Annotated in this window: 24 protein-coding genes; 10 read left to right on the top strand and 14 right to left on the bottom strand. The window is 70.2% G+C overall.

Features of this window, described 5'->3' with window-relative positions; all coding sequences use genetic code 11:
• The first annotated feature begins 26 nt into the window (after positions 1-26).
• On the top strand, positions 27-947 hold the full coding sequence (locus AT699_RS21725) for a LysR family transcriptional regulator (protein ID WP_035183235.1): 921 nt from the start codon (positions 27-29) through the stop codon (positions 945-947).
• A gap of 36 nt (positions 948-983) precedes the next feature.
• On the opposite strand, the gene AT699_RS21720 is transcribed toward AT699_RS21725, so the two are convergent.
• Both AT699_RS21720 and AT699_RS21715 read right to left on the bottom strand, forming a co-directional pair.
• Entirely contained in the window at positions 984-1,232 is a 249-nt protein-coding gene (locus tag AT699_RS21720) for a hypothetical protein (RefSeq protein WP_006387700.1), read from the bottom strand.
• A gap of 90 nt (positions 1,233-1,322) precedes the next feature.
• Complete coding sequence (locus AT699_RS21715) at positions 1,323-1,922, bottom strand: helix-turn-helix domain-containing protein (protein ID WP_006387701.1); 600 nt, start codon at positions 1,920-1,922, stop codon at positions 1,323-1,325.
• Between the two features lie 475 nt (positions 1,923-2,397).
• Here AT699_RS21715 and AT699_RS21710 point away from each other — a divergent pair, with 475 nt between their 5' ends.
• A complete protein-coding gene (locus tag AT699_RS21710) occupies positions 2,398-2,829 on the top strand; it encodes a hypothetical protein (RefSeq protein ID WP_024069839.1) in 432 nt (143 codons plus the stop codon).
• 114 nt (positions 2,830-2,943) lie between these two features.
• Here AT699_RS21710 and AT699_RS21705 read toward each other — a convergent pair whose 3' ends face one another.
• Positions 2,944-3,726 (bottom strand): SIR2 family NAD-dependent protein deacylase, encoded by a 783-nt coding sequence (locus AT699_RS21705; RefSeq protein ID WP_024069838.1) that lies wholly within the window; start codon positions 3,724-3,726, stop codon positions 2,944-2,946.
• A gap of 197 nt (positions 3,727-3,923) precedes the next feature.
• Between AT699_RS21705 and AT699_RS21700 the strand changes: the two genes are divergently transcribed.
• The 6 genes from AT699_RS21700 (at position 3,924) to AT699_RS21675 (ending at position 9,062) form a co-directional block, all read left to right on the top strand.
• Positions 3,924-4,550 carry a cysteine dioxygenase family protein gene (locus tag AT699_RS21700; RefSeq protein ID WP_006387704.1) on the top strand — a complete coding sequence of 209 codons (627 nt, stop codon included), beginning with the start codon at positions 3,924-3,926 and terminating at the stop codon, positions 4,548-4,550.
• 62 nt (positions 4,551-4,612) lie between these two features.
• Positions 4,613-5,377 (top strand): IclR family transcriptional regulator, encoded by a 765-nt coding sequence (locus AT699_RS21695; RefSeq protein WP_006387706.1) that lies wholly within the window; start codon positions 4,613-4,615, stop codon positions 5,375-5,377.
• 132 nt (positions 5,378-5,509) lie between these two features.
• Entirely contained in the window at positions 5,510-6,673 is a 1,164-nt protein-coding gene (locus AT699_RS21690; protein WP_024069837.1) for a CaiB/BaiF CoA transferase family protein, read from the top strand.
• Complete coding sequence (locus AT699_RS21685) at positions 6,670-7,392, top strand: enoyl-CoA hydratase/isomerase family protein (RefSeq protein ID WP_024069836.1); 723 nt, start codon at positions 6,670-6,672, stop codon at positions 7,390-7,392. Before AT699_RS21690 ends, AT699_RS21685 begins: the two co-directional genes overlap by 4 nt.
• A gap of 52 nt (positions 7,393-7,444) precedes the next feature.
• Positions 7,445-8,299, top strand: coding sequence for a CoA transferase subunit A (locus tag AT699_RS21680; RefSeq protein ID WP_006387711.1), 855 nt, complete (start codon positions 7,445-7,447; stop codon positions 8,297-8,299).
• On the top strand, positions 8,292-9,062 hold the full coding sequence (locus AT699_RS21675) for a CoA-transferase subunit beta (RefSeq protein WP_024069835.1): 771 nt from the start codon (positions 8,292-8,294) through the stop codon (positions 9,060-9,062). Before AT699_RS21680 ends, AT699_RS21675 begins: the two co-directional genes overlap by 8 nt.
• A gap of 10 nt (positions 9,063-9,072) precedes the next feature.
• Here the strand turns inward: AT699_RS21675 and AT699_RS21670 are convergent, their stop codons facing one another.
• The 6 genes from AT699_RS21670 to AT699_RS21645 form a co-directional block, all read right to left on the bottom strand.
• A complete protein-coding gene (locus AT699_RS21670; RefSeq protein WP_024069834.1) occupies positions 9,073-9,966 on the bottom strand; it encodes a GntR family transcriptional regulator in 894 nt (297 codons plus the stop codon).
• Between the two features lie 4 nt (positions 9,967-9,970).
• The gene (gene pdxA / locus AT699_RS21665) at positions 9,971-11,023 is read right to left on the bottom strand and encodes a 4-hydroxythreonine-4-phosphate dehydrogenase PdxA (RefSeq protein ID WP_024069833.1); all 1,053 of its coding nucleotides are present in this window, start codon (positions 11,021-11,023) and stop codon (positions 9,971-9,973) included.
• Positions 11,020-12,240, bottom strand: coding sequence for a D-threonate kinase (dtnK, locus tag AT699_RS21660; RefSeq protein ID WP_024069832.1), 1,221 nt, complete (start codon positions 12,238-12,240; stop codon positions 11,020-11,022). The genes pdxA and dtnK overlap by 4 nt, the downstream gene beginning before the upstream one ends.
• Positions 12,237-13,265: a 2-keto-3-deoxygluconate permease gene (locus tag AT699_RS21655; RefSeq protein ID WP_020928848.1), complete on the bottom strand. Its 1,029-nt coding sequence runs from the start codon at positions 13,263-13,265 to the stop codon at positions 12,237-12,239. The genes dtnK and AT699_RS21655 overlap by 4 nt, the downstream gene beginning before the upstream one ends.
• Positions 13,266-13,415: 150 nt before the next feature.
• A complete protein-coding gene (locus AT699_RS21650) occupies positions 13,416-15,269 on the bottom strand; it encodes an ABC transporter ATP-binding protein (RefSeq protein ID WP_020928846.1) in 1,854 nt (617 codons plus the stop codon).
• Positions 15,270-15,340: 71 nt separating this feature from the next.
• On the bottom strand, positions 15,341-15,856 hold the full coding sequence (locus AT699_RS21645; protein WP_006387715.1) for a MarR family winged helix-turn-helix transcriptional regulator: 516 nt from the start codon (positions 15,854-15,856) through the stop codon (positions 15,341-15,343).
• Between the two features lie 141 nt (positions 15,857-15,997).
• Between AT699_RS21645 and AT699_RS21640 the strand changes: the two genes are divergently transcribed.
• Together AT699_RS21640 and AT699_RS21635 are read left to right on the top strand one after the other, a co-directional pair.
• Positions 15,998-16,960, top strand: coding sequence for a tripartite tricarboxylate transporter substrate-binding protein (locus AT699_RS21640; RefSeq protein ID WP_370445622.1), 963 nt, complete (start codon positions 15,998-16,000; stop codon positions 16,958-16,960).
• 11 nt (positions 16,961-16,971) lie between these two features.
• Complete coding sequence (locus tag AT699_RS21635) at positions 16,972-18,540, top strand: sulfatase-like hydrolase/transferase (RefSeq protein WP_006387717.1); 1,569 nt, start codon at positions 16,972-16,974, stop codon at positions 18,538-18,540.
• A gap of 43 nt (positions 18,541-18,583) precedes the next feature.
• Here AT699_RS21635 and AT699_RS21630 read toward each other — a convergent pair whose 3' ends face one another.
• From AT699_RS21630 to AT699_RS21610, 5 genes are all read right to left on the bottom strand, one after another.
• Positions 18,584-20,278 carry a long-chain-fatty-acid--CoA ligase gene (locus AT699_RS21630; RefSeq protein WP_024069828.1) on the bottom strand — a complete coding sequence of 565 codons (1,695 nt, stop codon included), beginning with the start codon at positions 20,276-20,278 and terminating at the stop codon, positions 18,584-18,586.
• Positions 20,279-20,280: 2 nt separating this feature from the next.
• Positions 20,281-20,877, bottom strand: a complete 597-nt coding sequence (locus tag AT699_RS21625; protein WP_006387719.1) for a chalcone isomerase family protein — start codon at positions 20,875-20,877, stop codon at positions 20,281-20,283.
• Positions 20,838-21,386: a DUF4442 domain-containing protein gene (locus tag AT699_RS21620; protein ID WP_006387720.1), complete on the bottom strand. Its 549-nt coding sequence runs from the start codon at positions 21,384-21,386 to the stop codon at positions 20,838-20,840. The genes AT699_RS21625 and AT699_RS21620 overlap by 40 nt, the downstream gene beginning before the upstream one ends.
• Before the next feature lie 18 nt (positions 21,387-21,404).
• A complete protein-coding gene (locus AT699_RS21615) occupies positions 21,405-22,604 on the bottom strand; it encodes an acetyl-CoA C-acyltransferase (protein ID WP_024069827.1) in 1,200 nt (399 codons plus the stop codon).
• A 137-nt stretch (positions 22,605-22,741) separates the two neighbouring features.
• Complete coding sequence (locus AT699_RS21610) at positions 22,742-25,132, bottom strand: 3-hydroxyacyl-CoA dehydrogenase/enoyl-CoA hydratase family protein (RefSeq protein WP_024069826.1); 2,391 nt, start codon at positions 25,130-25,132, stop codon at positions 22,742-22,744.
• Positions 25,133-25,139 lie beyond the last annotated feature (7 nt).

Here is a 25,139-nt window from a genome sequence, read left to right as displayed (position 1 = left end):
TCTTCATACCCAGGGTGCGTAATTCAATGGATCGTCTGCTCAGCATGGAGATCTTCGTGGCGGTGGTCGAGCTTGGCAGCCTGACCGCCGCGGCCGCGCGCCACGAGATGTCCGCGGCCATGGCGGCCAAGCACATCAAGGGTCTGGAGACGCGGCTGGGACTGCGCCTGATGAACCGCACCACGCGGCGCCAGAGCCTGACCGAGGCGGGGCAGGCGTATTACTCGCGCTGCAAGGCGATCCTGGCCGACATCCGCGAGGCCGAGCAGGGCGCCGAGGCATTGCGAGTCGCGCCGCGCGGCAATCTGCGGATCACGTCCACGGTGTCGTTCGGCTCGTTCGCGCTGGCGCCGGCGATTGCCGACTACCTGAATCTCTACCCCGACGTCAGTGTGGAGCTGGCGTTGAGCGACGCCGTCGAGGACCTGGTCGCGTCCCGCTACGACCTGGCGGTGCGCATTGGCGAGCCGCGTGATTCCGGCCTGGTGGCGCGCCCGATCGGCACCTACCAGATGATCATCTGCGCCGCGCCGGCCTACCTGGCGCGCCATGGCACGCCCGAAGCGCCCGCCGACCTGGCGCGCCATCAGTGCCTGGACTTTTCCTATTGGAGCCGCCGCACCGGCTGGCGCCTGGGCGGGCCGGAAGGCGCGGATGCCGACTTTCCGCCCACCAGCCGTTTCATCGCGAACAACGGGCAGGCGCTCAGGCAGGCGGCGCTGGCCGGATTCGGCATCGTGCTGCAACCCGAGCTGCTGCTGGCCGAGGACGTGCGCGCCGGTCGGCTGGTGCCGATCCTGCAGTCCTATTGGCCGGCGGCGCGACCGGTGACGCTGCTCTATCCGAAAGACAGGCAGGCGCTGCCCAAGCTCACCACGTTCGTGGAGTTCGTCGTGGCGCGCTTCACCGGCGGCGCGAAACGGCGTCAGGGCCCGGCGGGCCGGTGACGCCGTCAGCCGCCGCGCGGGCGGAGGGAAGGACGGTCAGGCGCGTCGTCGGTCCACCGCCGTGAGCGACAGGCCGGTCTTGAGCAGTTGATAGGCCTGTCCGCCCAGCCAGGCGACTTTCTCGCCCGAGCTGGTGCGGCAGACACAGTGGGTCTTGGGGTCGAAGCGTGATGTGCCCAGCGCGGAATAGGCGTCAGGGTCCGACACGAATCGCTCGATGCGATACAGCGTGCCGTCCGGGGCCGTGGCCAGTACATCGGTCAATCGTCTTGCGGTTCCGAGCATTTTTGATACCTCCCCATGCGCGGGCCGTTCTTGCGCGGCGCCAAAGTTGTTCGAACATCATTCATTGGCCGAGGCGTTTGCTGCCAGGCGTCAATGAAAATGTCCTCCTAACGATGAATCATCGAGCTGGTCGGGCGATACGCCCAGGGCTTCCGAAATGCGGTCCAGGATGATCTGGCGGGGCCGCGGGCGGGGCCTTTCCAATTCGATGTAGATGGAGTGGTCCACGCCAAGCCGGGCAGCCATATCAGTGGTGCTGATATTGAGGTGCTCACGCCAGGCGCGTATCAGGCTCCAATCGTTGCCGGTTTTTAGACTTGCTACAGCAGATGGTACGACGTTTTCCCGCGCCGCGTGCGGTTGGCGCGCGGTGGCGGGGCGGACGTCCCGCAGGGTGTTGCGGGCCTTCGCATTCTTGCGGGCTTCGGCCATGGGCGGCGCGGCGCCGGATTCGGCGGTGAAGATCGCGCCGCCATTGAGCTGGCGGTAGCGATTTTCACCGATCCAGGCCAGCGCCTCGCCGTTGTCGAGCATGCATTCGCAATCCAGGTGGTAATTGCTGGGAATGCTCTCGAGCTTGGCGATGGTTTCCGTGGTCGTGGCGTGCCGCACCACGCGATGCAGGACACCGTCTGGCGAGCGCACGAACACGTCGGGAAGTCTCCAGGAAAACGGAATGATGATCTCCATGGCTGCACTGGTTCGCTACCACTGTATCCCTCTGCGTGCGCGATGGAATTTGGGGTTTCCCCTGCATCGCGGACGTGCGTTCATGGTAGTCCCGATCCACTCAAAACATCTTCACAAATCTTCACGTCGCCATCGGCTTTGAATGGCCGCAAGCCCGCAAGATGAGGGATTCGAGGCCAGAGTCGGCGTAATGGTTTTTGTTGTGACGGGCGCTTTGCGGGAGGCATCGGCCGCGCCCCGCGGTCGCGCGATGGCGTGGGGCGCGGCGGGGCTTGCCTGCTGCCTGCACGTGCTGGTGGCCTGCCTGTTGTGGCGGGCCGCCGATGATCGGCGCCCCGCGCCCGGGCGCGGAGACGATTTTTTCGTGACGTTGTTGCCCCCGCCCGCCACCGCGCCCACGGCGCGTCCCGCCTACGCCGACGGGCCGCCGCAAGCGAGGCCCGCGGAGCCATCGCCGCCAGCCCCGCGGCCATCCATGCCCGCGCCGCCGGCGGTGGCCGCGCCGGCGCGATCGGACGCTGCCGGCGCGGCGCCGCAAGGGCTGTCGCCGGCAGGCTCCAGGCCGGCGCCGCATGCCGCGCCGGCCGGCGCATCGCCGCGGCAACGGGCGTCACCGCCGCGCGATGCCGGGCCTTCGCCCTCGTCGGCGTCCGCGCCGCCCGCCGCCGCGCCCGCGCATGATTTTCGCTGGCGCGCCGAAGATGCGGCGGCCCTGGGCGCGCCGCGCGCGCGCGGCCAGGCGCGGGTGGACCTGGCGCCCAAGGCGCCGGCCGAACCGTCCGCGCTGGCCAAGGGCATTGCGCAAAGCGCGCGGCCGCCTTGCCGGCAAGCGCATGCGCACCTGGGATTGCTTGCGGTCCCGTTCCTGCTGGCCGACACGGTCCGCGACGGCGGCTGCAAATGGTGAAGGTCAAGACCGGGTGAGGGTCAAGACAGGGCGAAGGCGGGGCAGGCAACGCCGTGGGCGACGCCTTGCGATACGCGAGAAGAAGACGGCGCGCGTGGGAGCGCCTTGAGGCCTTCAGAAGCCGGCGGCGGCCAGCAGCCGTGGCAGGACCTGGGCGGCCGCGCCGCGCAGGTTGAAATCGGCATGCGCGTCCAGCGGCGTGGCCTGCGGATTGACCTGCACCACGGTCGCGCCGGCGCGCGACGCGCGCAGCGGCAGTTCGGCGGCGGGGTAGACCATGGCCGATGTGCCGATGCTCAGGAACAGGTCGCATTGGCTGGCGGCCTCGCGCGCCGCGAGCCAGGCGTCGGCGGGCAGGCTTTCGCCGAACCAGACCACCCCGGGACGTACCGCCGCCCCGCACCGCGCGCAGGCTGGCGGGACGATGGCGCGGCCGGTTTCCGGTTCGTCGCCGCGGCCCGTGGCCGCGGCCGCGAATTCGGCGGGTTCGCCGCAGGCGGCGCAGCGCGGCGCGTGCAGGCTGCCATGCAGATGGACCACGCCCTGGCTGCCGGCGCGTTCATGCAGGTTGTCGACGTTCTGGGTGATCAGCGTCAGCGCGGGCATGCGCCGCGCGAGCGCCGCGATGGCGTGATGGGCCGCGTTCGGTTCGGCGCGCGCCACCTGCGCCCGGCGCCACTCGTACCAGCCCCAGACCAGGTCCGGCTGCGCCGCGAACGCCTCGGGCGTGGCCAGGGCCTGCGCGTCAAAGCGCGACCAGAGGCCGGTCAGGGGATCGCGGAATGTGGCGATGCCGCTTTCGGCCGACACGCCGGCGCCGGTGAAGACGGTCACGCGCGAGGCGCGCGCCAAGGTGTCGGCCAGCGCGGGCGGAATGGGAGGATTGACGATTGCCATGCCGTGCGGCCGGTAATGAGAGAGTCCGCTACGCTGCACGCGCGGGCCCGCGTCTGTCAAGCGCGGCGTGGGAGGCCGCCTGGAGGCGGGGCGGCGGCCATTGCGGCGATCATCCCAAATCATGGATACTGGAAACCCCAATTGGGATGCCAAACCGACCTGCCCCCACGGGGGCGTGTCCGACCCGGAGATACGCAATGCCCGACGCCCTTGCCGGCCTGGACCGGCTGCGCCATTTCATCGCCACCGCCACCCGCCTGGCCACGCCCGCCGGCCTGGCGCAGTCGCCCGAACTGCAGGCCGCGTTCGCGGCGCTGATCGCGCACGACGACTGGCTGCCTGAAGCCTGTACGGCGCCGCATCCCCAGTACTACCAGCAATACCTGCTGCATTGCGATCCGCTGGAGCGTTTCTCCCTGGTCAGCTTCGTCTGGGGGCCGGGCCAGCAGACGCCGGTGCATGATCACGAGGTCTGGGGCTATGTCGGCATGCTGCGTGGCGCCGAGGTGAACCAGCGCTACGCGCGCGATGCCGATGGCCGGATGGCGCCGCAGGGAGCGCCGCAAACGCTGCGTCCCGGCGACGTCGAATGCCTGTCGCCGCAGGCGGGCGATATCCACCGGGTGTCCAACGCCTTCGACGACAAGGTGTCCATCAGCGTGCACATGTATGGCGGCAATATCGGCGCCGTGTCGCGCCACGTCTATGACCCGGCCACGGGCCAGGCCAAGCCGTTCGTCTCGGGCTATTCGGCGGCCAGCGTGCCGAACCTGTGGGACCGCTCCGCGGCAGTGCGGGCGGCCCTGCCGGCGGGGCCCGCCTGAGACCTGTTCGCGGCGCGCGGCCCGTGCTATGTTCGCGTCCTAAATAATGGGAAACCCAGGAAATGGACAAGACATTGCTCAAGGGGCTGATGGTGCTGGAGGCGGTCACCGACGTGGACGATCCGCCGCGCACCATCGATGCGCTGGCCGCGCGCGTGGGGCTGACGCGCAGCAACACCCATCGCACGCTGCAGACGCTGATCCATGCCGGCTACGTCATCAAGGACGAGGATGGCGGCGGTTATCGCGGCGCGGTGCGCTTGTTCGAGCTCGCCGCGCGGCAGCTCGGCCAGCTGGACCTGCGCAAGCTGGCGGCGCCATTCATGCGCACGCTGGCCGACCAGACCGGCGAGACCGTGCACCTGTCCGTGCTGGATGGCCTGGATGTGGTCTACGTCGACAAGATCGACAGTCCGCAGCCGATCCGCGCCTATTCGATGGTGGGCGGACGCGCGCCGGCCTACGCGGTGGCCACCGGCAAGGCGCTGCTGGCCTACCAGGCGGACGGATATGTGGAACGCTACGCCGACAAGCTGCTGCGGCATACGCCCGCCACCATCGTGTCGATGCCGTTGTTGAAGGACGAACTGCGCAAGGTGGCGCGCGCGGGTTATGCGGTCAATCGCGGCGAATGGCGGGAAGGCGTGGGCGGGCTGGCCGTGGCCCTGTTCAACAGCCTGGACCAGCCGGTGGCGGCGGTGGGCATTTCCGGACCGCTGGATCGCCTGAGCGCGGCCCGCATGAAGCAGCTGGCGCCGGACGTCGCCGCGTGCGCGCAGGCAATCTCGCGGGGCATGGGTTACCGGCGCGGCTTCCTGGGGGAATGACGCCTCGGGGCCGGACCGTCAGGGAGATCAAGAAAATCCTATTTAATAGGATTTGAATTTCAATTAATGGTTTACCGGGCATTCTGCCCGGTGCTATGCTGGGCGCCGGATTCGTATAACGAGAGGTCGTCCATGACTCCTGGCTCGGCGTTGGCCGGCATTACCGTGCTCGAGATCTGCAACGTGGCGGCGGGGCCGTTCTGCGGCATGTTGCTGGCGGACATGGGCGCCGATGTGATCAAGCTGGAAAACCCGGAAGGGGGCGACACGCTGCGCAGCTGGCCGCCCTTGAGCCAGGGCTACAGCGAGAACTTCGCCTCGCTCAACCGCAACAAGCGCTCGGTCACGCTGAACCTGAAGGATCCGGCCGACCTGGCGCTGGCGCGCGAGCTGGCCGCCGGCGTGGACGTGCTGATCGAGAACAACCGGCCCGGCGTGATGGATCGCCTGGGATTGGGCTACGCGGCGCTGCGCGAAGCCAATCCGCGCCTGGTGTACTGCTCGATCTCGGCCTATGGCCAGTCCGGTCCGCGCGCGCAGGAAGGCGGCTTCGACCTCACCATCCAGGCTATGAGCGGCCTGATGAGCGTTACCGGCGAGGCCGGTGGCGAACCGGTCAAGTGCGGCGTGCCGGTGGCCGACTTCTCGGCCGGCCTGTATGGCGCCTTCGCCATCGTGTCGGCGCTGCGCGCCGCGCAGGCCTGCGGCCAGGGCACGCACATCGACGTGCCGATGCTGGGCGCCACGCTGGGCATCGCGGCGCTGCAGACCTCGGAGTTCTTCGGCAGCGGGCGCGACCCGGTCAAGCTCGGTTCGGCCCACCCGCGCAACGCGCCCTACCAGGCGTTCCGTTGCAAGGACGGCTATTTCGGCATGGCGGCGGGCAACAACGCCTTGTGGAAGGGCGTGTGCGCGACGGTGGGCCGCGAGGACCTGCTGGCCGACCCGCGCTTTACCGACACCAGCGCGCGCGCCCGCAACCAGGACGCGCTGCGCGAGATCCTGGAAGCGATCTTCGCGGACGCTGACGCGCCGACGTGGCTGGCGCGCTTTCGCGCTGCCGGGGTGCCGTGCGCGCCCATCAACACCTATTCCGAAGTGCTGGCGGACCCGCAGGTCGAGCATATGGGCTGGGTGCAACCGCTGGAACTGCCGAACGGCGTGCGCACGCGCACCTTCGGCCTGCCGGTGCGCTTCGATGGCCAGACCACCGCGCTGCGCCGCCCGCCGCCCGCGCTGGGCGAGCACAACGACGCGGTGCTGGGGCCGTTGCGCAACAAGGGGAAGGGCGCATGAGCGCGGCGCTACGGGTCGAGCGGCATGGCTCGGCGCAGGTATTGATGCTGGCGCGGCCCGAGAAGATGAACGCATTGTCTGCCGAGCTGGTCGAGGCCCTGATCGCGGCGGTGGACGCCGCGCCGGCGCAGGGCGCGGACGTCATCGTGCTGCGAGGCGAGGGCCGCAATTTCAGCGCGGGTTTCGATTTCGGCGATTGGGAAGCGCAGAGCGAGGGCGACCTGCTGCTGCGCTTCGTGCGCATCGAGACGCTGTTACAGCGCGTGGCGGCCTCGCCCTGCCTGACGGTGGGGCTGGCGCACGGCCGCAACTTCGGCGCCGGCGTCGACCTGTTCGGCGCCTGCAAGTGGCGCGTCGCCGCGCCGGACGCGAGCTTTCGCATGCCGGGCCTGAAGTTCGGGCTGGTGTTGGGCACGCGCCGCTTTGCCGCCCTGGTGGGCGCCGAGCGGGCCCGCGCCATCCTGGAGCAGGCCAGCGTGTTCGACGCGGCCCAGGCCCACCGCGACGGCTTCGTCAGCCACCTGGCGGCGCCCGACTCGTGGCCCGGGATCGAGCGCCAGGCGGGTGAAGCCGCGGGCGCCCTCGCCGGCGCCAGCCGCGCGCAGCTGTACGGGGCGCTGTCGGCCGAGCAGCCCGATACGGACCTGGCGCGGCTGGTGCGGTCTGCCGCCGAACCGGGATTGAAGGCGCGGGTGGCGGCCTACCTGCAGGCGCGCTGAGCACGCCGGCCCGGCTCCTTTTAGTGTGAACAGGCCCTGGCGAGGAGACGGCATGGGTTCGGGATTCAATCAGGCACACAAGCAGCGCTCGCTGGCCGAACTGGCCGCGCTGGTGCCGGACGGCGCGTCGATCGCCCTGGGCGGCAGCTTCCTGCACCGGGGGCCGTTCGCCTTCGTGCGCGAACTGGTCCGCCAAGGGCGGCGCAACCTGGAACTTGTCAAACAGTCGCCGGGCTATGACGTCGACATCCTTTGCCGCGCCGGCGCGCTGCGGCGCGTGCGCGCGGGCATCGTGGCGATGGAAGGCAACTTCGGCCTGGCGCCGTGGTACCGCAAGGCCATCGAGCGCGGCGAGGTCGAGCTGGAGGAGCACGCCTGCGCCAGCCTGACGGCGGGCCTGCGGGCCGCCGCCTATGGCGTGCCGTTCCAGCCCTGCGGCGGCCTGCACGGCAGCGACCTGCCGGCGCTGAACGGCTGGCACTGCCTGGACGATCCCTATGGCAGCGGCGAGCGCACCTGGGTGATCCCGGCGGTGCGGCCGGACTTTGCCGTGATCCAGGCCTCGGAAGTGGATGCGCGGGGCAATGTGCGGGTGCACGGCACGGCGCACTGGGACCGCATCATGTCGCGCGCCGCCGGCAGCGTGCTGGTGGTGGCCGAGAAGCGGGTGGACAGCGCCGTGTTCGAGGCGCAGCCCGAAGCCACGCTGGTGCCGTATTTCATGGTGCAGGCGTACACGGTGCTGCCGCGCTCGGCCTGGCCCGGCTCATGCTGGCCGGACTATGCCATCGACTATCCGGCGGTGCAGGCCTACATGGACAAGGACGGCGACCTGGCGGCGCACCTGGCCTCGGCGCCGGAAATGCGGGCCCAGGCGCGGACGCACGCGGGAGAGGCGAATGGCTGAGCAATGGTCGGGGTTTTCGTACATCGTCACCAATCTGGCGCGCTTCATCCGGCCCGACGAGATCACCTTCAGCGGCGTGAATTCGACCTTGCCGATGCTGGCCTGCCTGCTGGCCAAGCGCGCCTACGACTGGGACTACGTCTACATCAACGTGGCCGGCGGGGTCGATCCGCGGCCCTCGCATATCCCCTTGTCCAGCTCCGATCCCGTGCTGGCCGAGCACAGCGCGTCGATCTTCGCCAACGAGGATTTCTACGACCTGTGCACGCGCGGCCGCATGGACCTGGCGTTCCTGGGCGCGGCCCAGATCGATGGCGCGGGCCGCGCCAACAATTCCTGCATCGGCGACTGGCACGCGCCCAAGGTGCGCCTGCCCGGAGGGGGCGGCGGCGCGGTGATGACGCCGACGGCGCGGCGTTGCTGCACCTGGCGTACCGAGCATTCGCGCCGGGTGTTCGTCGACAGGCTGGACTTCGTGACCTCGGGCGGCGGATTCGCCGGCGTGGCGACGCCGATCGCGGTGTTCGTCAGGCGCAATGGCCGGCTGGCGCTGCAGTCCTGGCACCCCGAATCCAGCCTGGAGGAAGTGCGCGAGCGCACGGCGTTCGACTTCGACGCGCAGGGCGCCGGCCCGACGCCGCCGCCGACGCAGGCGGAGCGGCGCGCCTTGCGCGAACTGGATGCGGATGGACGCTTCGAGCGCGACGCGGCGGTGACGTTGCGTCCCGACGCGCCCGCCGACAAGGGCGTTGGCGCCCGCTAGCCGCCAGGAGCTAGGAGCCGGCGCGCAGGCGCGCCAGTTCCGCCGAGAGTTCGGCCACCAGCGCCTGGGCGCGCGCCAGCGGATCGTGGCTGTCGGCCGCCGCCTCGACGCCGGCCACGGCCGCGTCGCGCAGGCGCGGCTGCACGCTTTCGTGGCCGACGCTGACGTCGACGTCGAACACCAGCTGTTCGGCGCGATGCCAGGTGCTGAACCATTCCAGCGGCTTGCCATGCTGGTCCATGCCCTGGCCTTCCAGCATCAGCAGCGGCGTGCCGGTGTCGGTCTGCAGCAGCGCGGCCAAGGCGGCATCGGCGGCCACCGCGCGGATCTGGTTGCGGCCGGCGCCGGGATGCAGGCCGAAACGCCGCGTCAGCACGCCGTGCAGCGAGGCATCGGCCAGGTCGTCGGCGCGCAGGCCGGGGACGGCGGCGGCGGGCAGCCACGTGCGCACATAGGCCAACGGCGCATCGGCCACGTGTCGCAGCCGTTCCAGCAGCAGCAGGTCGGCGGTGCCGAAGAACTCGATCACGGCCTTGGGCGCTTCGCCCGGCGCCAGGCCCAGCACGCGTGTCTTGAGCGCCACGCCGGACTGCGCGAACTGTTCGTAAAGGCCGGTGGAACGCTGCACCAGGCGGCGATGCTCGCGCGGCGTGGCGACGACCGCGGGCCGTCCCGCCTCGCGCTGGATCAGCCCTTCCGCCGCCAGCGCCGACAAGGCCTGGCGCACCACGCTGCGGGCCACGCCGAAGCGTTCGCACAAGGCGGCTTCGCTGGGCAGCAGCGCGCCGGCGCCGAGCTTGCGGGTGCGGATGTAGCCGCGCAGCAGCGCCGCCACCTGGGCGTGCAGCGGCACGTCGCCGGAACGGTCCAGCGCGGGCAAATCTTCAGCGTTGGCGGGCGCCATGCAATCAACCTCCTGTTTGAGCCCGCGCAGTTTCCCATACATGCGTCCAGCCGGGGGCCAGATGCGCGGCGCGCTCGGCGGCCAGGATCAGACTGTCTTCGCGGGCGATGCCCTGGCCCGCGATGTCGAACGCGGTGCCGTGATCGACCGACACGCGCACCACCGGCAGGCCGACGGTGATGTTAACGCCGTCGTCGCCATAGACGGCCTTGAAGGGGGCGTGGCCCTGGTCGTGGTAACAGGCGATCACGAACTGCCACTTGCCGCGCACCGCCTGCGGGAACAGCGCGTCGGCCGGGATCGGGCCGGCGGCCAGGATGCCGGCGGCGTTGGCCTCGGCCACGGCGGGCGCCAGGATGTCGGCATCCTCGGTGCCGAAGATGCCGTTTTCGCCGGCGTGCGGGTTCAGGCCCGACACCGCCACCGGGCGGTCGCCGCGGCCCAGGGCCTTGGCGAACGAGCCGGCCAGACGCAGCACCGCGCGCATGCGCGCCGGGGTCAGGTCCGCGATGGCCTGGCGCAGCGACACGTGGGTGGTGGCGTGGAAGATGTAGAGGTCGCCGGCGGACAGCACCAGCGAGAAGGTCTTGACGCCGAATTCGTGCGCCAGCAATTCGGTGTGGCCAGGCCATTTGTGGCCGGCGGCGTGCATGGCGGCCTTGTTGAGCGGGGCGGTGACGATACCGTCGACCTCGCCGGCGCGCGCCAGGGCGCAGGCGGTGGTGACGAATCGCACCGAGCCGTCGCCAGCGTCGGCGCTGATCTCGCCCAGCTTGACGTGGCCCAGCGACGGGCCGGCCTGCAGCACGTCGATGGTGCCGGGCGTGTTGGTGGCGTCGGCGGGGCGTTCGACGCGGCGCACGATGGCGGGATCGCCGCCGAGGCTGCGTACCGCGTTGGCCATCACGTCGACATCGCCGATCACGACCAGGCGCGCCTTCTGGCGCAGTTCGTCATGGCCCATCAGCATCTTGGCCGTGATCTCCGGCCCGATGCCGGCCACGTCGCCGAGGGTGACGGCCAAGAGCGGCAGCTTGGGGGCGGGGGTTTGTGTCATCGCTTGAATCTCCTGTCGCGGATCGCGCGCACGGCGCGAACCAGTACGTCTTCGGCGCCAAAGCCGCCGGCCTTGGTCACCACGGGCAGGCCGTCGGCCGTGCCTCCGGTCAGCGTGCCCAGGGGTACGCCGCCCATCACTTCATCCACCAGGGCGATGCTGCTGGCGCCCAGCGCCAGCAGCACCTGGCGCGCGCCGTCGCCGCCGGTGGCGACCACGCCGGCGGCGCGCGAGGCGCCGATGGCCTGCGCGGCCAGCGTGCCCAGGCGCTGCGCCACGGTGTCGGAATCGAGTCCTTCGCGCTGGCCGGCGGGGGCCAGCAACAGCAGGGTGCCGGCGGCGTCGGCGCCGTCCTGCGCGTGGGCGCGCAGCAGCGGTTCGCACCAGGCGCGCCAGGCGGCGTCATCGGCCAGGTCCGCCAGTTGCGGCGCCCAGGTGCGCGCGCCGGCGGCTTGCAGCGCGGCGGCCTGCGCGCGCGCGGCGCTGTGCTGCGAGGTCACCACCACGACCACAGGGGCGGTCTGGTCGGCGCCGGCCCAGACACGGGCCAGCGGCACCGCCAGGCCGCCGGCGCCCACCGGCAGGGCGCGCGGCCCCAGGATGCCGATGGCGCGGGCCAGGCGTTCCAGGTCGGCGTCGTCGCGGGCGTCGACCACCACCGTGGCGCCGGCCTGCGCGATGCGCGCGGCCAGCGATTCGGGCGATTCACCCGCCTTGGCCGCGACGTGGGCGCAGCCCAGCAGGGTCGGGATATGGCTTTCGGTCACGGGCGTGACCGGGTCGGTGGCGGCCGACGTGGCGGTGACGGGTTGGCCGCCGACCATCAGCACGCCGTCTTCCACGGTGCGGCCGGTGGCGGGGAACGCCGGGCACACCACCGCGATGGCATCCGCGCCCCAGGCCTCGCGCGCCGCGTCGATCTCGGCCTTGAAGGCGCCGCGCAGCGTCGAGTCCACTTTCTTGTACAGGCGCGAGACGCCGGCGGCGCGCAGCCGCTCGACGTTGCGCCGGATCACCGCGCCCGCCTGCGCGGCGGGCAGGGCGCGGCTGTGGGTGGTGACCGCCAGCACGTCGACGTCGTCGGCGGCCGGCGCGGCCAGCGCCTCGTGCGCGCCGTCGATCGACAGGCGGGTGGTCCAGCCGGCCCGCACGAACTGCACGGCGGTGTCGCCGGAGCCGGTCAGGTCGTCGGCGACGATGGCGATGGCGGGATTCAAAGGGCCTCCCCGCGCGCCTCGCGGTAGCCGCCGGCCGCCGCGTCGTCGGCGGCGTCCTCGGACTTGAGTTCACCGGCGCGCTTGAGGAAGTACGAGGCCAGCACCGGCGCCAGGATCGAACTGATCAGCACACAGGCGGCGACCTGCGCGGTGGCGGTCGAGACGTATTGCTGGAAGTTGGGGTCGGCGGCCGCGACCACGGCGGGCGTGGCGATGGCGTTGCCGGCGGTGGTGCCGGCCGCGAAGCCCAGGCCGCTCTTGCCGCCGCGGCGCAGGATCAGGCGATAGCCCAGGTAGACCAGGCCGCCGGTGATCGGGCTGATGATCAGGCCGAGGATCAGGCCGGTGACGCCGCCATTGACGACCGCGCCCAGGTTGATGCCGGTGCCCAGCGCGAAGGCGAAGAACGGGATGACGATGTTGGGCACGGGCTTGAGCACGTCGCGCCATTTGGGATCGAGGTTGCCGACCAGCACGCCCAGCAGGAACGGCACCAGCGCCGCCACCAGGGCGATCATGGGGATGTCGGCCAGGCCCGAGGCGCCCAGGAACAGCAGGCTGAAGAAGGGGCCGTCGTTGACCGCGCTGGCGACGTAGGCGCCACGGTCGCGGGCGTCGCCGTACTGGCCGGTGTAGGCCAGCCACAGGCCGCCGTTGCTGTTGTCGAAGGCGGCCAGCATGGCCAGGATCGACACGCCCAGCACGCCGTCCAGGCCGACGTAGCTGCCCAGGATGATGATAAGGGTGGCCGGAACCAGCGTCTTCATCAGCAGGATGGTGCCGGCGGTGGCCAGGATCGGGCCGCCGGTGCGCGCATTGACGTGGGTGCCGGTGGCGAAGATCAGCAGCGCGATCAGCGGCAGGGCGCTGTTCTTGAACAGGGCGGTGGTGAAGCCGCCGATGGCCAGCGCGTCGGGCGCGAAGGTGCCGAGCAGCGAACCCAGGATCAGCGGTACCAGCATCAGGCCGCCAGGGATTTTCTGCATCGTGCCAAAGAAGGGCGAACGGGTGGTTGCGGTCGTCACAATCGGAGTCTCCAGGGGGATTTTCTCGCGGCGCAGACGTTCATGCGTGCGTCTGTCAGGGGGTTGAAAGCCGCCAGTGTACACCTGTACGTACAGCATGTACGTACAGGGTCTTCCCGTGTGGCGCCAGCGCGACGTCCGCCCGCCGGCTCAGTCCAGCCCGACGAACCCCCCCGTCTGGTGGCTCCACAGCCGCGCGTACAGCCCGCCCTGGGCGATCAGGCTGGCATGGGTGCCGGATTCGACGATGCGCCCGCCGTCCAGCACGACCAGCCGGTCCATGCGGGCGATGGTGGACAGGCGGTGCGCGATGGCGATGACGGTCTTGCCCCGCATCAGCGCCTCCAGGCTTTCCTGGATCGCGGCCTCGACCTCGGAATCGAGCGCCGAGGTGGCTTCGTCCAGGATCAGGATGGGCGCGTCCTTGAGCAGCACGCGGGCGATGGCGATGCGCTGGCGCTGGCCGCCCGACAGCTTGACGCCGCGCTCGCCGACGTGGGCGTCCAGGCCGCGGCGGCCGTCGCCGTCGACCAGCGCGTCGATGAATTCGGCGGCGCGAGCGCGGTCGATGGCGTCGCGCAACTGCGCCTCGCTGGCGTCGGGCCGGCCGTACAGCAGGTTGTCGCGGATCGAGCGGTGCAGCAGCGAGGTGTCCTGGGTGACCACGCCGATCTGCGAACGCAGGCTTTCCTGGGTGACGCCGGCGATGTCCTGGCCGTCGATCAGGATGCGCCCGCCTTCCAGGTCGTACAGCCGCAGCAGCACGTTGACCAGGGTCGACTTGCCGGCGCCCGACGGGCCGATCAGGCCGATTTTCTCGCCGGCGCGCACGGTCAGGTCCAGGTGCGGGATGATCTGGCGGCCGCTGCCGTAGTGGAACGACATGTCCTCGAAGCGCACCTCGCCCTGCGTGATGCGCAAGGGCACGGCGTCGGGCCGGTCGAGCACCTGGCGTGGCTGCGAGATGGTGGCCAGGCCGTCCTGCACGATGCCGACGTTTTCCGAGATACCGTTCACTTCCCACATGATCCAGGCGGACATGTTGTTGATGCGGATCACCAGGCCCAGCGCCAGCGTGATCGCGCCCAGGCTGATGCTGCCGATGCTCCACAGCCACAGCGCCAGGCCGGCGGTGCTGGCGATCAGGATGCCGTTGAGCGTGTTGATGGACACGTCCATGGCGGTGATGACGCGGGTCGACAGGCGCTGCTTTTCGGTCTGCTCGGTCATGGCCTGGCGCGCGTAGTCTTCTTCGCGGCGGGCGTGGGCGAACAACTTGAGCGTGGAGATGTTGGTGTAGCCGTCGACGATGCGGCCCATCAGCCTGGAGCGCGCCTCCGAGGCGATGACGGCGCGCGACTGCATGCGCGGCACGAAGTACGCCAGCATGCCGCAGTAGATGGCGATCCACAGCACCAGCGGAATCACCAGGCGCCAGTCGGCCTCGGCGAACAGGTACAGCGCGCTGGCCGCGTACAGGATGACGTGCCACAGCGCGTCCACCGACTGCACGGCCGAATCGCGCAGCGAATTGCCGGTCTGCAGCACGCGGTTGGCGACGCGGCCGGCGAAGTCGTTGTGGAAGAACGCCAGGCCCTGGTTCAGCACGTAGCGGTGGTTCTGCCAGCGCACCAGCGTGGTCAGGCTGGGCGAGATGGTCTGGTGCGACAGCAGGTCGTGCGCGGCGATCGACAGCGGCCGCAGCACCATCACCACGAACGCCATCCACACCAGCGTGTAGGCGTGCTCGCGGAAGAAGTCGGCCGGCGCGGTGTGCTGCGCCATGTCGACCAGGTCGGCCAGGAAGCTGAACAGCGCCACTTCCACCAGCGCGCCCGCCAGGCCCACCAGCAGCAGGATGGCGAAGATCGGCCAGACCTGCCACAGGTAATAGGCGTAGAAGCGCAGCACGCGTCCCGGCGGGGTGATGTCGGGGGCGTCGCGGAACGGGTCGATCAGGTTTTCAAAGTAGCGAAAGACGGGGTTCGATTTTGCGCCGGGCATGGCAGGTCCGTAGAAGGAGGCCGCCCAAGCGTATCAGGGTAACCCCTTAAAAATAAAGGGGCTGGGTGCCGTCATCCGTATTGCGCGCGCCGCGTTCCGCCTTCGCGCCGGCTGGCCTTGTCGGTGATGAGGTTGTCCTGCGCCATGCGCTGGCCGCGCCCGGCGATACGGGTCAGCAGGTCGCGCAGCAGGGCGATCTCGGCGGCGTCCAGGTCCTGCACCAGCAGGTCGTTCAGGCGCAGGACCTCCGGCAGCAGGGCGCGGTAGCGGTCCAGGCCCTCGGCGGTGGCCTCGATGCGCACCACGCGCCGGTCGGCGCTGTCGGGCAGGCGCCGCAGCCAGCCCTTTTCACACAGCGAACCCAGCGTGCGCGAGGTGCGGGCCAGGTCGAGCTTGGCGGCGGCCGCCAGTTCGGCCGAGGTCATGATGCCGCCCTCGATCGCACAGGCCAGCAGGCGCCATTCGCGCCGGGTGATGCCGAAACGGCCTTCGCACAGGCGCACGAAAACGGGGTTGGACTGCGCCCAGGCCTGGTACAGCTGGTACATCAGCATCCCGGCCAGGGGGTGTTCGACGGGGTGGGTCATATCGTTATGGCAAGTACTGGATTAGATCAAGCAATCTTCGCGGCGCTACAGTCGTCTCGCCTATCCAGGCCCAGGCCCGGCAAGCACAAACATAACCGACAGCGGGCCGTTGTCACCAGGGAGACTAGCGTGCGTAATTGGATATCCCGCGTCGCATTCGCGGCGCTTGCGGCGGTTTCGGCCGCGCCGGCCTGTGCCCAGCAGGCGCCGCTGGACGGCGCCTTGACCATCGTGGTGGGCTATCCGCCGGGCGGCAGTTCCGACCGCGTCGCGCGGCTGGTGGCCGACCGCCTGAAGGACCGGCTCGGCGTGACGGTGGTGGTCGAGAACAAGACCGGCGCCGGCGGCCGCATCGCGGCCCAGGGCCTGCATGCGCTGGCCGCGCGCCAGAACGTGCTGATGCTGGCCAATCCGGCGGTAATGGTGGTGGCGCCGCTGGTCTATGCCGAGCCGGGCTACGATGCCCGCCGCGATTTCCAGCCGGTGTCGCTGGTCAGCCGCTACAAGTTCGCGCTGGCGGTGGCGGCCAATTCGCCGATCCACGATGTGGCCGGATTGCGCCAGTGGCTGCGCGACCACCCGCGCCAGTTCACGGTGGGCGTGCCCGCCACCGGCAGCCTGCCGCATTTCTTCGCGTTGATGCTGGGCCGCGAGCTCAAGCAGGAACCCGAGGTGGTGGGCTATCGCGGTTCGGCGCCGCTGATTTCCGAGCTCATCGGCGGCATCCTGCCGCAGGCCGTCGACACCCTGGACACGCTGTTGCCGCAACACCGCGCCGGCAAGATCCGCATCCTGGCGACCTCGGGCGAGGCGCGCGCCCCGGAGCTGGCCGACGTGCCCACCTTCCGCGAGGCCGGCGTGGACCTGGCGGCCGATGGCTGGAATGCCTTCTTCGCCTCGTCCGCGATGGCGCCGGCCAAGGCCGTCCGGCTGGGCGAGGACATCGCCGCCGTGATGCGCGAGCCCGCCATGCAGCAGGCGGTGCGCGACTCGTACCTGGAGCCGGTGGCGGCCGATGCGGCGGCCACCGGACGCGACCTGGATGCCTACCGGGCCCAATGGGAACCGGTGGTGAAGGCCTCCGGCTTCACCGCGACGCAATAGGGCGGGCGACGATGAGTACCGTGCAGAATGTGCTGTTCATCATGGCCGACCAGCTGCGGGCGGACCACCTGAGCTGCTATGGCCATCCCTATTTGCGGACGCCCAGCCTGGACGCGCTGGCCGCGCGCGGCGCGCGCTTCGACCGCGCCTTCGTCAATTCCGGCGTGTGCGGCCCGTCGCGCATGAGCTATTACACGGGGCGCTATCCCTCGCGCCACGGCGCCACCTGGAACCGGGTGCCGCTGTCGGTCAACGAGATCACGCTGGGCGAGTACCTGGCGGGGCAGGGGCGCGACCTGGCGCTGGCGGGCAAGACCCACGTCATTCCCGACCGCGCCGGCATGGAGCGCCTGTCGATCGACGGCGGCTCAGAGCTGGGCGCGCTGCTGTCGCGCGGCGGCTTCATCGAGGTCGACCGCTACGACGGCCACCACGAGCCGGGCAAGGAAAGCGGCTACCCAGCCTTCCTGCGCAGCCAGGGCTACGACAGCGCCGATCCCTGGACCGACTACGTCATCGCCGGCGTCGACGCGCGCGGCCAGGTGGTCAGCGGCTGGAACATGCGCAACGCGCACCTGCCGTCGCGCGTTGCCGAGCCGCACTCCGAAACCGCCTACATGACCGACCAGGCGCTGCGCTTCATGCAGCAGCGCGGCGGCCAGCCCTGGGTGCTGCACCTGAGCTACGTCAAGCCGCACTGGCCCTACATGGCGCCGGCGCCCTACCACCAGCGCTACACGGCCGACCAATGCCTGCCGGTGCGGCGCAATCGCGAGGAACTGGCCGGCGCGCATCCGGTGGTGGCGGCCTATCGCCAGCACGAGGAAAGCGTCAGCTTCTCGACCGACGAGTGCGTGCGCGTGGTGCGCCCGGCCTACCAGGGCCTGATCCGCCAGCTCGACGACCACCTGGGGCGGCTGTTCGACTACATGGAAGGCGCGGGCCTGATGCGTAATACGCTCATCGTGTTCACGGCGGACCATGGCGATTTCCTGGGCGACCATTGGCTGGGCGAGAAGGAACTGTTCTACGACACCGTGCAACGGGTGCCGTTCATCGTCATGGACCCGTCGGCGGCGGCCGACGCCACCCGCGGCCAGGCGCTGGCGGACATGGTGGAAAGCGTGGACCTGGTGCCGACGGTGCTGCGCGCGCTGGAGGCGCCGCGGCCCTGGCACCGGCTGGAAGGGCGCGAATTGCAGACCGTGCTGCATGGCCGCGGCGCGGACGAGCCGTGGCGCGACTGCGTGTTCTCGGAGCTGGACTACAGTTTCCGCCAGGCCCGCATCCTGCGCGGCAAGACCCCACAGAACGCGCGCGCCTGGTCGGTGCGCACCGACCGCTGGCGCTACGTGTACTGGCTGGACGAGCCCGAGCAGTTGTATGACCTGCAGGCCGATCCCGACGAGTTCCAGGACCTGGGCGCCAGCGCAGCGCATGCGCCGGTGCGGGCGCAGCTGCGCGAGCGGCTGCTGGACTGGATGCTGCGCGGCAAGCGCCGCACCACAATGAGCGACGCGGCGGTCGAGCAGGGCACCAATGCGCACAAGCGCGCCGGGGTGTTCTTCGGGCAGTGGTGAGCGGGCAGGGGCGGCGGCGCCCGCCGCCGCGCCCGGGCCGGCGTCAGGCGCCGGCCGTATCCTTGTGCGGCGCGTCGGCCGTGGCCGGCTTGAGTTCGCGCCGCAGGATCTTGCCGACGTTGGTGCGCGGCAGGTCGTCGCGGAACTCGATGTAGCGCGGCACCTTGTAGCCGGTGAGCTGGGTGCGGCAATGCGCGATCAGCGTTTCGGCGTCCAGGTTCGGATCCTTGCGGATCACGTACAGCTTGACCGCCTCGCCCGAGCGTTCGTCGGGCACGCCGATGGCCGCCACTTCGCGGACGCCGGGATGCAGCGCCGCGGCATCCTCGACCTCGTTGGGATAGACGTTGAAGCCGGACACCAGGATCATGTCCTTCTTGCGGTCGACCAGGAAAACGTAGCCGGTTTCGTCGACGTAGCCGATGTCGCCGGTGCGCAGGTAGCCATCGGGCGTCATCACCAGCGCGGTCTCGTCGGGCCGGTTCCAGTAGCCCTGCGTCACCTGCGGGCCGCGCACGCAGATCTCGCCGCGTTCGCCCACGCCCAGTTCGCGTCCGTCATCGTCGCGGATCGACAGGTCGGTCGATGGCACCGGCAGGCCGATGGAGCCGGTGAAGGCCTTGACGTCGAGCGGGTTGATGGTCACCGCCGGCGAGGTCTCGGTCAGGCCATAGGCCTGCGCCAGCGAGCGGCCGGTGACGGCCAGCCAGCGCTCGGCCACGGCGCGCTGCACCGCCATGCCGCCGCCCATGGTCAGCCGCAGGCGCGAGAAATCCAGTTTGGCGAAGTCGGGATGGTTGAGCAGGGCGTTGAACAGTGTGTTGACGCCGGTGAAGGCGCTGAAGGGCACCTTGGCCATCTCCTTGATCAGCCCGGGGATGTCGCGCGGATTGATGATGAGGAGGTTGCTGGCGCCGATCTTCATGAAGGCCAGGCAGTTCGCCGTGAGCGCGAAGATATGGTAGAGCGGCAACGCCGTGACGATGCATTCCTCGCCATCCTTGACCAGCGGCTTGATCCAGGCGTGGGCCTGGGTGACGTTGGCGGCCAGGTTGCGGTGGGTCAGCATGGCGGCCTTGGCCACGCCGGTGGTGCCGCCGGTGTATTGCAGGCAGGCCAGGTCGTCCTGGGTCAGCGCGACTTCCTCGAAGGGCGCGTCGCGGCCGGCCCGCAGCGCCTGGCCCAGGCGCAGGGCGCCGGGGATCGACCAGGCCGGCACCATGCGCTTGACGCGCCGTACCACGAAGTCCACCAGGCGGCCCTTGAGCGGACTGAGCAGTTCGCCGATCGAGGTCACCAGCACTTTCTCGACCGGGGTGTTGGGCAACGCCTTCTGCAGCGTGGCGGCGAAGTTGTCGGCCACCACGATGGCGCGCGCGCCGGCGTCGGCCAGCTGGTGCTCCAGTTCGTGGGCGGTGTACAGCGGGTTGCAGTTGACCACGACGCAGCCGGCGCGCAGCGTGCCGAACAGGCAGACCGGATATTGCAGCAGGTTGGGCATCATCAGCGCCACCCGGTCGCCCTTGCGCAGGCCGTTGGCGTGCAGCCAGGCGGCGAAGTCGCGCGTCAGGCGGTCGAGTTCGGCGTAGGTCATGGTCTTGCCCATGCTCAGGTACGCGGGCTTGTCCGCGAACCGCCGGCAGCTGTCACGCGCGATCGAGACCAGCGTGGTGGCGCTGTCGAGCTCGATGTCCCTGGGCACGCCCGCGGGGTAGCTCTTTTGCCAGATTCGTTCCATCTTTACGGGGCTCCCAACAGGGCTTTTTTCAGGGAGGATTGCGCCGGATTGTCGCCCAGCCAGACACGCAGCAGCGCGCGGCCGAAGGCGGGGTCGTCGATGCGCCCGCGCTGCCTGCCGTTGTCGGTGATCGCCACGCCGCGGGCATCGAAGTCCAGGTCGATCACGTCGCCTTCGCGGGCCGAGCCGATCTCGGCCATCAGGGCGGACAGGCGCGCGGCGGACGGTTGCAGGGCGGCGAGTTCCTGTTTGGACGTATTGTCGCGCAATCCTTCCTGCAGCGCCGCGTCCAGGCTCTTGCTGTCGACATCGCGCAAGAGTTGCAGGCGCATGCGGCGCGGCGCGTTGCTGTTGATCAAGGCCGCGGCGTCCTGGCTTTTGGCGCCGGCATACAGCGCCGCCACGTAGACCTTGACGACGAACTTGGTGCGCAGGCCGGCGCCGTTCAGCACCAGCGCCTGGCCGCCTTCGGACAACTGCGCGGGGACGCGCACGCCGGCCACTTCCACGTCGGCGGCCAGCGCGGGGGCGGCCGCCAGGCAGGCGGCCAGGACCAGGCTCAGGGCGGCGGCGCGCCCTCCGGGGATGATGTCACGCATGGGTCTCCTCCAGTGGTTTTCTGCTTGTAGTACTTCTTGTCGGCGATGTAGATCGTGCGTTCCACGACGGCGTAGACGACGCCGTCCTTGTCTTTCAATTCCACGGTGTAGGTCCGGGTGGTCTCGTGGTCGCGCGCAAGGATCTTGCGTATGTCCGCGATTTCTCCCGGCGGCAGCCGGAAGTCCACATACAGCGTGGTATAGGCGGGCTTGCGGTAGCGGATGGATGCGGCCTTGTCCCACACGATGTGGTCCGCGCCCAGCGCCGCCATCAGCATGGTGGGATGGGCGCCGTCTGTCACCGCGAACAGCGAGCCGCCGTACATCGAGCCCACGATGTTGCGCGTGCGCCGCAGCAGGGGCAGCTTGATGCGGATGTGCTGGAAATCGTGCGACACGTGCAGCACCCGGCCGCCGGTGGCGCGGAACGCCGGATGCAGGTTGAATCCCACCCGCATCAGGCGCGCGCGCCAGGCCGGCGACAGGCGTTTGAACCAATAGGGCTTCACCGCTTTACATCGCCTCGGTCACATGGCCTCGAACAGGCCGGCCGCGCCCATGCCGGTGCCGATGCACATCGTCACCATGCCGTACTTGCCGCCGGTGCGGCGCAGGCCGTGCATCAGCGTGGCGGTGCGGATCGCGCCGGTCGCGCCCAGCGGGTGGCCCAGCGCGATGGCGCCGCCCAGCGGGTTGATCTTGGCTGGATCGAGCTTGAGTTCGCGGATCACCGCCAGCGACTGCGCGGCGAAGGCCTCGTTCAGTTCGATCCAGTCCAGGTCGTCCTGGGCGATGCCGGCGCGCGCCAGCACCTTGGGGATGGCGGCCATGGGGCCGATGCCCATGATTTCCGGCGGCACGCCGGCCACCGAATAGCTGACGAAGCGCGCCATCGGGCTGAGGTTGAACTCGCGCAGCACGCGCTCGGACACCAGCACCACGGCGGCGGCGCCGTCCGACATCTGCGAGCTGTTGCCGGCGGTGACGCTGCCGCGCGCGGCGAACACGGGCTTGAGCCGCGCCAGCCCCTCGGCGCTGCTGTCGGGGCGCGGGCCTTCATCGACCTCGACCAGGCGGCGGGTTTCGCGCACGTCGCCCTTGGAGCCGCCGGGCAGGCGCGTCACCACCTCGAACGGCGTGGTCTCGGCGCGGAAGTGGCCGGCGGCGATGGCGGCGTTGGCCTTCTGCTGCGAGGCCAGCGAGAAGGCGTCCTGGTCTTCGCGCGACACCTTCCATTGCTCGGCCACTTTCTCGCCGGTCAGGCCCATGCCGAAGGCCATGCCGACGTTCTCGGGATGCGAGAAGATGGCCGGGTTGAGCGACACCTTGTTGCCCATGATCTGCGGCATGGCGCTCATGGACTCGGTGCCCGAGCCGATCATGATGTCGACCTCGCCGCTGCGGATGCGGGCGGCGGCGTCGGCCACCGCTTGCAGGCCCGACGCGCAGAAGCGGTTGACGGTGACGCCGGCCACGCTTTGCGGCAGGCCGGCCAGCAACAGCCCGATGCGCGCCACGTTCATGCCCTGTTCGGCTTCCGGCATGGCGCAGCCGGTGATGACGTCGTCGATGCGCGCCGGATCCAGCCACGGCGTCTGCTTCAACACGCCCTGCAGCGCCGCCGCCAGCATGTCGTCGGGCCGGGTGGTGGCATACACCCCATTGCGCTTGCCCACCGGCAGCCGCGTCGCCGCAACGATGTAAGCCTCTTGAATCTGCTTGCTCATATCATTTCCTCGTATCCATAACAGTCACCCTAAGTCCATCGCGGTCTCTCACTAGCGGGGCCGCGCGGATCCGGCTTTGCCGGTCCGCCACCGGCGCCCCTGGGGGTAGCGCCGCAGGCGCTTCGGGGGGGGGACTATCAGTTCCGCAATGGCTTGCCCGTGTCGAGCGTGTGTCGGATGCGGGCCTGGGTCTCGGGCGTGCGCAGCAGCGCCACGAACTCCTTGCGTTCGACCGCCAGCAGCCATTCCTCGTCGACCTTGGCGCCGGTCTCGACCTCGCCGCCGCAAAGCGCGACGGCGGCGCTGCGGGCCACGCGGTAGTCGTGGGCGCTGATCATGCCGCCTTCGCGCATGTTGACCAGCACCATCTCGAAGTTGGCGATGCCGTTGCGGCCGGCCACGGGCACGTCCTGCAGGCGCGGCGGCGGCGCGTAGCCGGCGGTGGCGGCGGCGCGCGCCTGGCCGATGGCCACGAACAGCAGCTCGCCCGGATGGAACAGCACGATGTCCTGCTCGCGCGCGAAGCCCAGGTCCACGGCCTCGATGGCGCTCTTGGCGACCCGCGCCATGGCGATGGTCTGGAACACCGGTTGCAGGAACGGGAACACCTCGCCGGGCGTGGCCGTCTTCGCCGCCAGCGCCGCGGCGCGGCCGGCGAATTCCTTGCTGCCGCCGCCGGCCGGGATCAGGCCGACGCCGGCCTCGACCAGGCCGATGTAGCTTTCCAGCGCCAGCACGCGGTGCGAGGCATGCATCAGGAATTCGCAGCCGCCGCCCAGCGCCATGCCCTGCACGGCCGCCACGGTGGGGATCTGCGCGTACTTGAAGGCCTGCGAGGTGCGCTGGAACTTCTCGACGGTGGCTTCCAGCATGTCCCATTGGCCGGCGGCGCAGGCTTCGGACACCTGCTGCAGGTTGGCGCCCACGGCGAACGGGGCGTCATGCCAGATCACCAGGCCGTCGAACTCGCGCTCGGCGCGCGCCACGGCCTGCAGGATGCCTTCCAGCACCTCGGCGCCCAGCGTGTGGTTCTTGGACGTGACCGACAGGATGGCGATGCCGGCGTCGACCTCGGGCAGGTTCCACAGGCGCACGCCTTCGTTTTCCCACACCGTGGTGCCGCGGTCGTCGGGGCCTTCGCCGAACACGCGCTCGGGGAACAGCTGGCGCCGGTAGACCGGCAGCGCCGAGCGCGGGTGCAGCTTGCCGCTGCGCGCCGAATACGAGCCGGCGGGCGTGTGCACGCCCTGGCGGTCGGGCTCCAGGGCCCAGGCCGGCAGCGGCGCGTCGCTCATGGCGCGGCCGGCGGCGATGTCCTCGGCCACGGCGCGGGCGATGGCCTGCCAGCCGGCGGCCTGCCAGGTCTCGAACGGGCCCTGGGCCCAGCCGAAGCCCCAGCGCATGGCCAGGTCCAGGTCACGGGCGTTGTCGGCCACCTGGCCGAGCTGCGCCGCGCTGTAGTGGAAGATGTCGCGGAACAGGCTCCACAGGAACTGGGCCTGCGGATGGTCGCTGGCGCGCAGCGCGGCGAAGCGCCTGGCCGGATCGCGTTCCTTGAGCAGGGCGGCGACCTCGTCGGCCAGCTTGCCGGCGCTGGGGCGGTAGTCCTGCGCCTGCAGGTCCAGTACCTGGATTTCGCGGCCGGCCTTGCGGTAGACGCCGGCGCCGCTCTTCTGGCCCAGCGCGCCCTTGGCGATCAGGGCCGACAGCCAGGCGGGCAACGTGAAATAGCGGTGCCAGGGATCGTCGGGCAGGTTCTTGTCCATGGTGCCGACCACGTGGGCCAGCGTGTCCAGGCCGACCACGTCGGCGGTGCGGTAGGTGGCGCTCTTGGGGCGGCCGATCCTGGGGCCGGTGAGGGCGTCGACCTCGTCAAAGCCCAGGCCCAGGCGCTGGGTGTGGTGCATGGCCGCCAGGATCGAGAACACGCCGATGCGGTTGGCCACGAAGTTGGGCGTGTCGAGCGCGCGGATCACGCCCTTGCCCAGGGTGGAGGTCAGCCAGGTCTCGAGCTGGTCCAGCACCGGCGCCTGGGTGTGCGCGGTGGCGATGATTTCCACCAGCCGCATGTAGCGCGGCGGATTGAAGAAATGGATGCCGCAGAAGCGGTCGCGCAGCGCGGCCGGCAGGGCGTTGGCCAGCGCGTCGATCGACAGGCCGGAGGTATTGGAGGCGATGATGGCGCCGGGCGCGACGTGCGGCGCGATGCGCTCGTACAGCGCCGTCTTCCAGTCCATGCGCTCGGCGATGGCTTCGATGATCAGGTCGCAGCCGCGCAGCTGTTCGATATGGTCGTCGTAGTTGGCCGGGGTGATCAGGGCCAGGCGCGAGGCGCTGGCCAGCGGCGCGGGCTCGAGCTTCTTCAGGCCGGCCAGCGCCTTCTTGACGATGCCGTTGCGGTCGCCTTCGGGCGCCGCAAGGTCGAACAGCGTGACGGGCACGCCGGCGTTGGCCAGGTGGGCGGCGATCTGCGCGCCCATGACGCCGGCACCCAGCACGGCGACGTGTTTGACGACGAACTTGCTCAAGGAAGTC

Origin of the sequence: Achromobacter xylosoxidans, assembly GCF_001457475.1 — a bacterium.
Classification (GTDB): Bacteria; Pseudomonadota; Gammaproteobacteria; order Burkholderiales; family Burkholderiaceae_B; genus Achromobacter; species Achromobacter xylosoxidans.
This window is presented reverse-complemented; position numbering and strand designations above follow the sequence as displayed.

Bases quoted from the DNA above. Each gene is read 5' to 3' on its own strand.
- AT699_RS21670 (WP_024069834.1), bottom strand. From the start codon at position 9,966: ATGGCGCCCGCCAACGCTGAAGATTTGCCCGCGCTGGACCGTTCCGGC.
- AT699_RS21695 (WP_006387706.1), top strand. From the start codon at position 4,613: ATGGACAAGACATTGCTCAAGGGGCTGATGGTGCTGGAGGCGGTCACC.
- AT699_RS21720 (WP_006387700.1), bottom strand. From the start codon at position 1,232: ATGCTCGGAACCGCAAGACGATTGACCGATGTACTGGCCACGGCCCCG.
- AT699_RS21675 (WP_024069835.1), top strand. From the start codon at position 8,292: ATGGCTGAGCAATGGTCGGGGTTTTCGTACATCGTCACCAATCTGGCG.
- pdxA (WP_024069833.1), bottom strand. From the start codon at position 11,023: ATGACACAAACCCCCGCCCCCAAGCTGCCGCTCTTGGCCGTCACCCTC.
- AT699_RS21690 (WP_024069837.1), top strand. From the start codon at position 5,510: ATGACTCCTGGCTCGGCGTTGGCCGGCATTACCGTGCTCGAGATCTGC.
- AT699_RS21705 (WP_024069838.1), bottom strand. From the start codon at position 3,726: ATGGCAATCGTCAATCCTCCCATTCCGCCCGCGCTGGCCGACACCTTG.
- AT699_RS21725 (WP_035183235.1), top strand. From the start codon at position 27: ATGGATCGTCTGCTCAGCATGGAGATCTTCGTGGCGGTGGTCGAGCTT.
- AT699_RS21650 (WP_020928846.1), bottom strand. From the start codon at position 15,269: ATGCCCGGCGCAAAATCGAACCCCGTCTTTCGCTACTTTGAAAACCTG.
- AT699_RS21710 (WP_024069839.1), top strand. From the start codon at position 2,398: ATGCCCGCGCCGCCGGCGGTGGCCGCGCCGGCGCGATCGGACGCTGCC.
- AT699_RS21645 (WP_006387715.1), bottom strand. From the start codon at position 15,856: ATGACCCACCCCGTCGAACACCCCCTGGCCGGGATGCTGATGTACCAG.
- AT699_RS21615 (WP_024069827.1), bottom strand. From the start codon at position 22,604: ATGAGCAAGCAGATTCAAGAGGCTTACATCGTTGCGGCGACGCGGCTG.
- AT699_RS21635 (WP_006387717.1), top strand. From the start codon at position 16,972: ATGAGTACCGTGCAGAATGTGCTGTTCATCATGGCCGACCAGCTGCGG.
- AT699_RS21715 (WP_006387701.1), bottom strand. From the start codon at position 1,922: ATGGAGATCATCATTCCGTTTTCCTGGAGACTTCCCGACGTGTTCGTG.
- AT699_RS21680 (WP_006387711.1), top strand. From the start codon at position 7,445: ATGGGTTCGGGATTCAATCAGGCACACAAGCAGCGCTCGCTGGCCGAA.
- AT699_RS21685 (WP_024069836.1), top strand. From the start codon at position 6,670: ATGAGCGCGGCGCTACGGGTCGAGCGGCATGGCTCGGCGCAGGTATTG.
- AT699_RS21625 (WP_006387719.1), bottom strand. From the start codon at position 20,877: ATGCGTGACATCATCCCCGGAGGGCGCGCCGCCGCCCTGAGCCTGGTC.
- AT699_RS21630 (WP_024069828.1), bottom strand. From the start codon at position 20,278: ATGGAACGAATCTGGCAAAAGAGCTACCCCGCGGGCGTGCCCAGGGAC.
- AT699_RS21700 (WP_006387704.1), top strand. From the start codon at position 3,924: ATGCCCGACGCCCTTGCCGGCCTGGACCGGCTGCGCCATTTCATCGCC.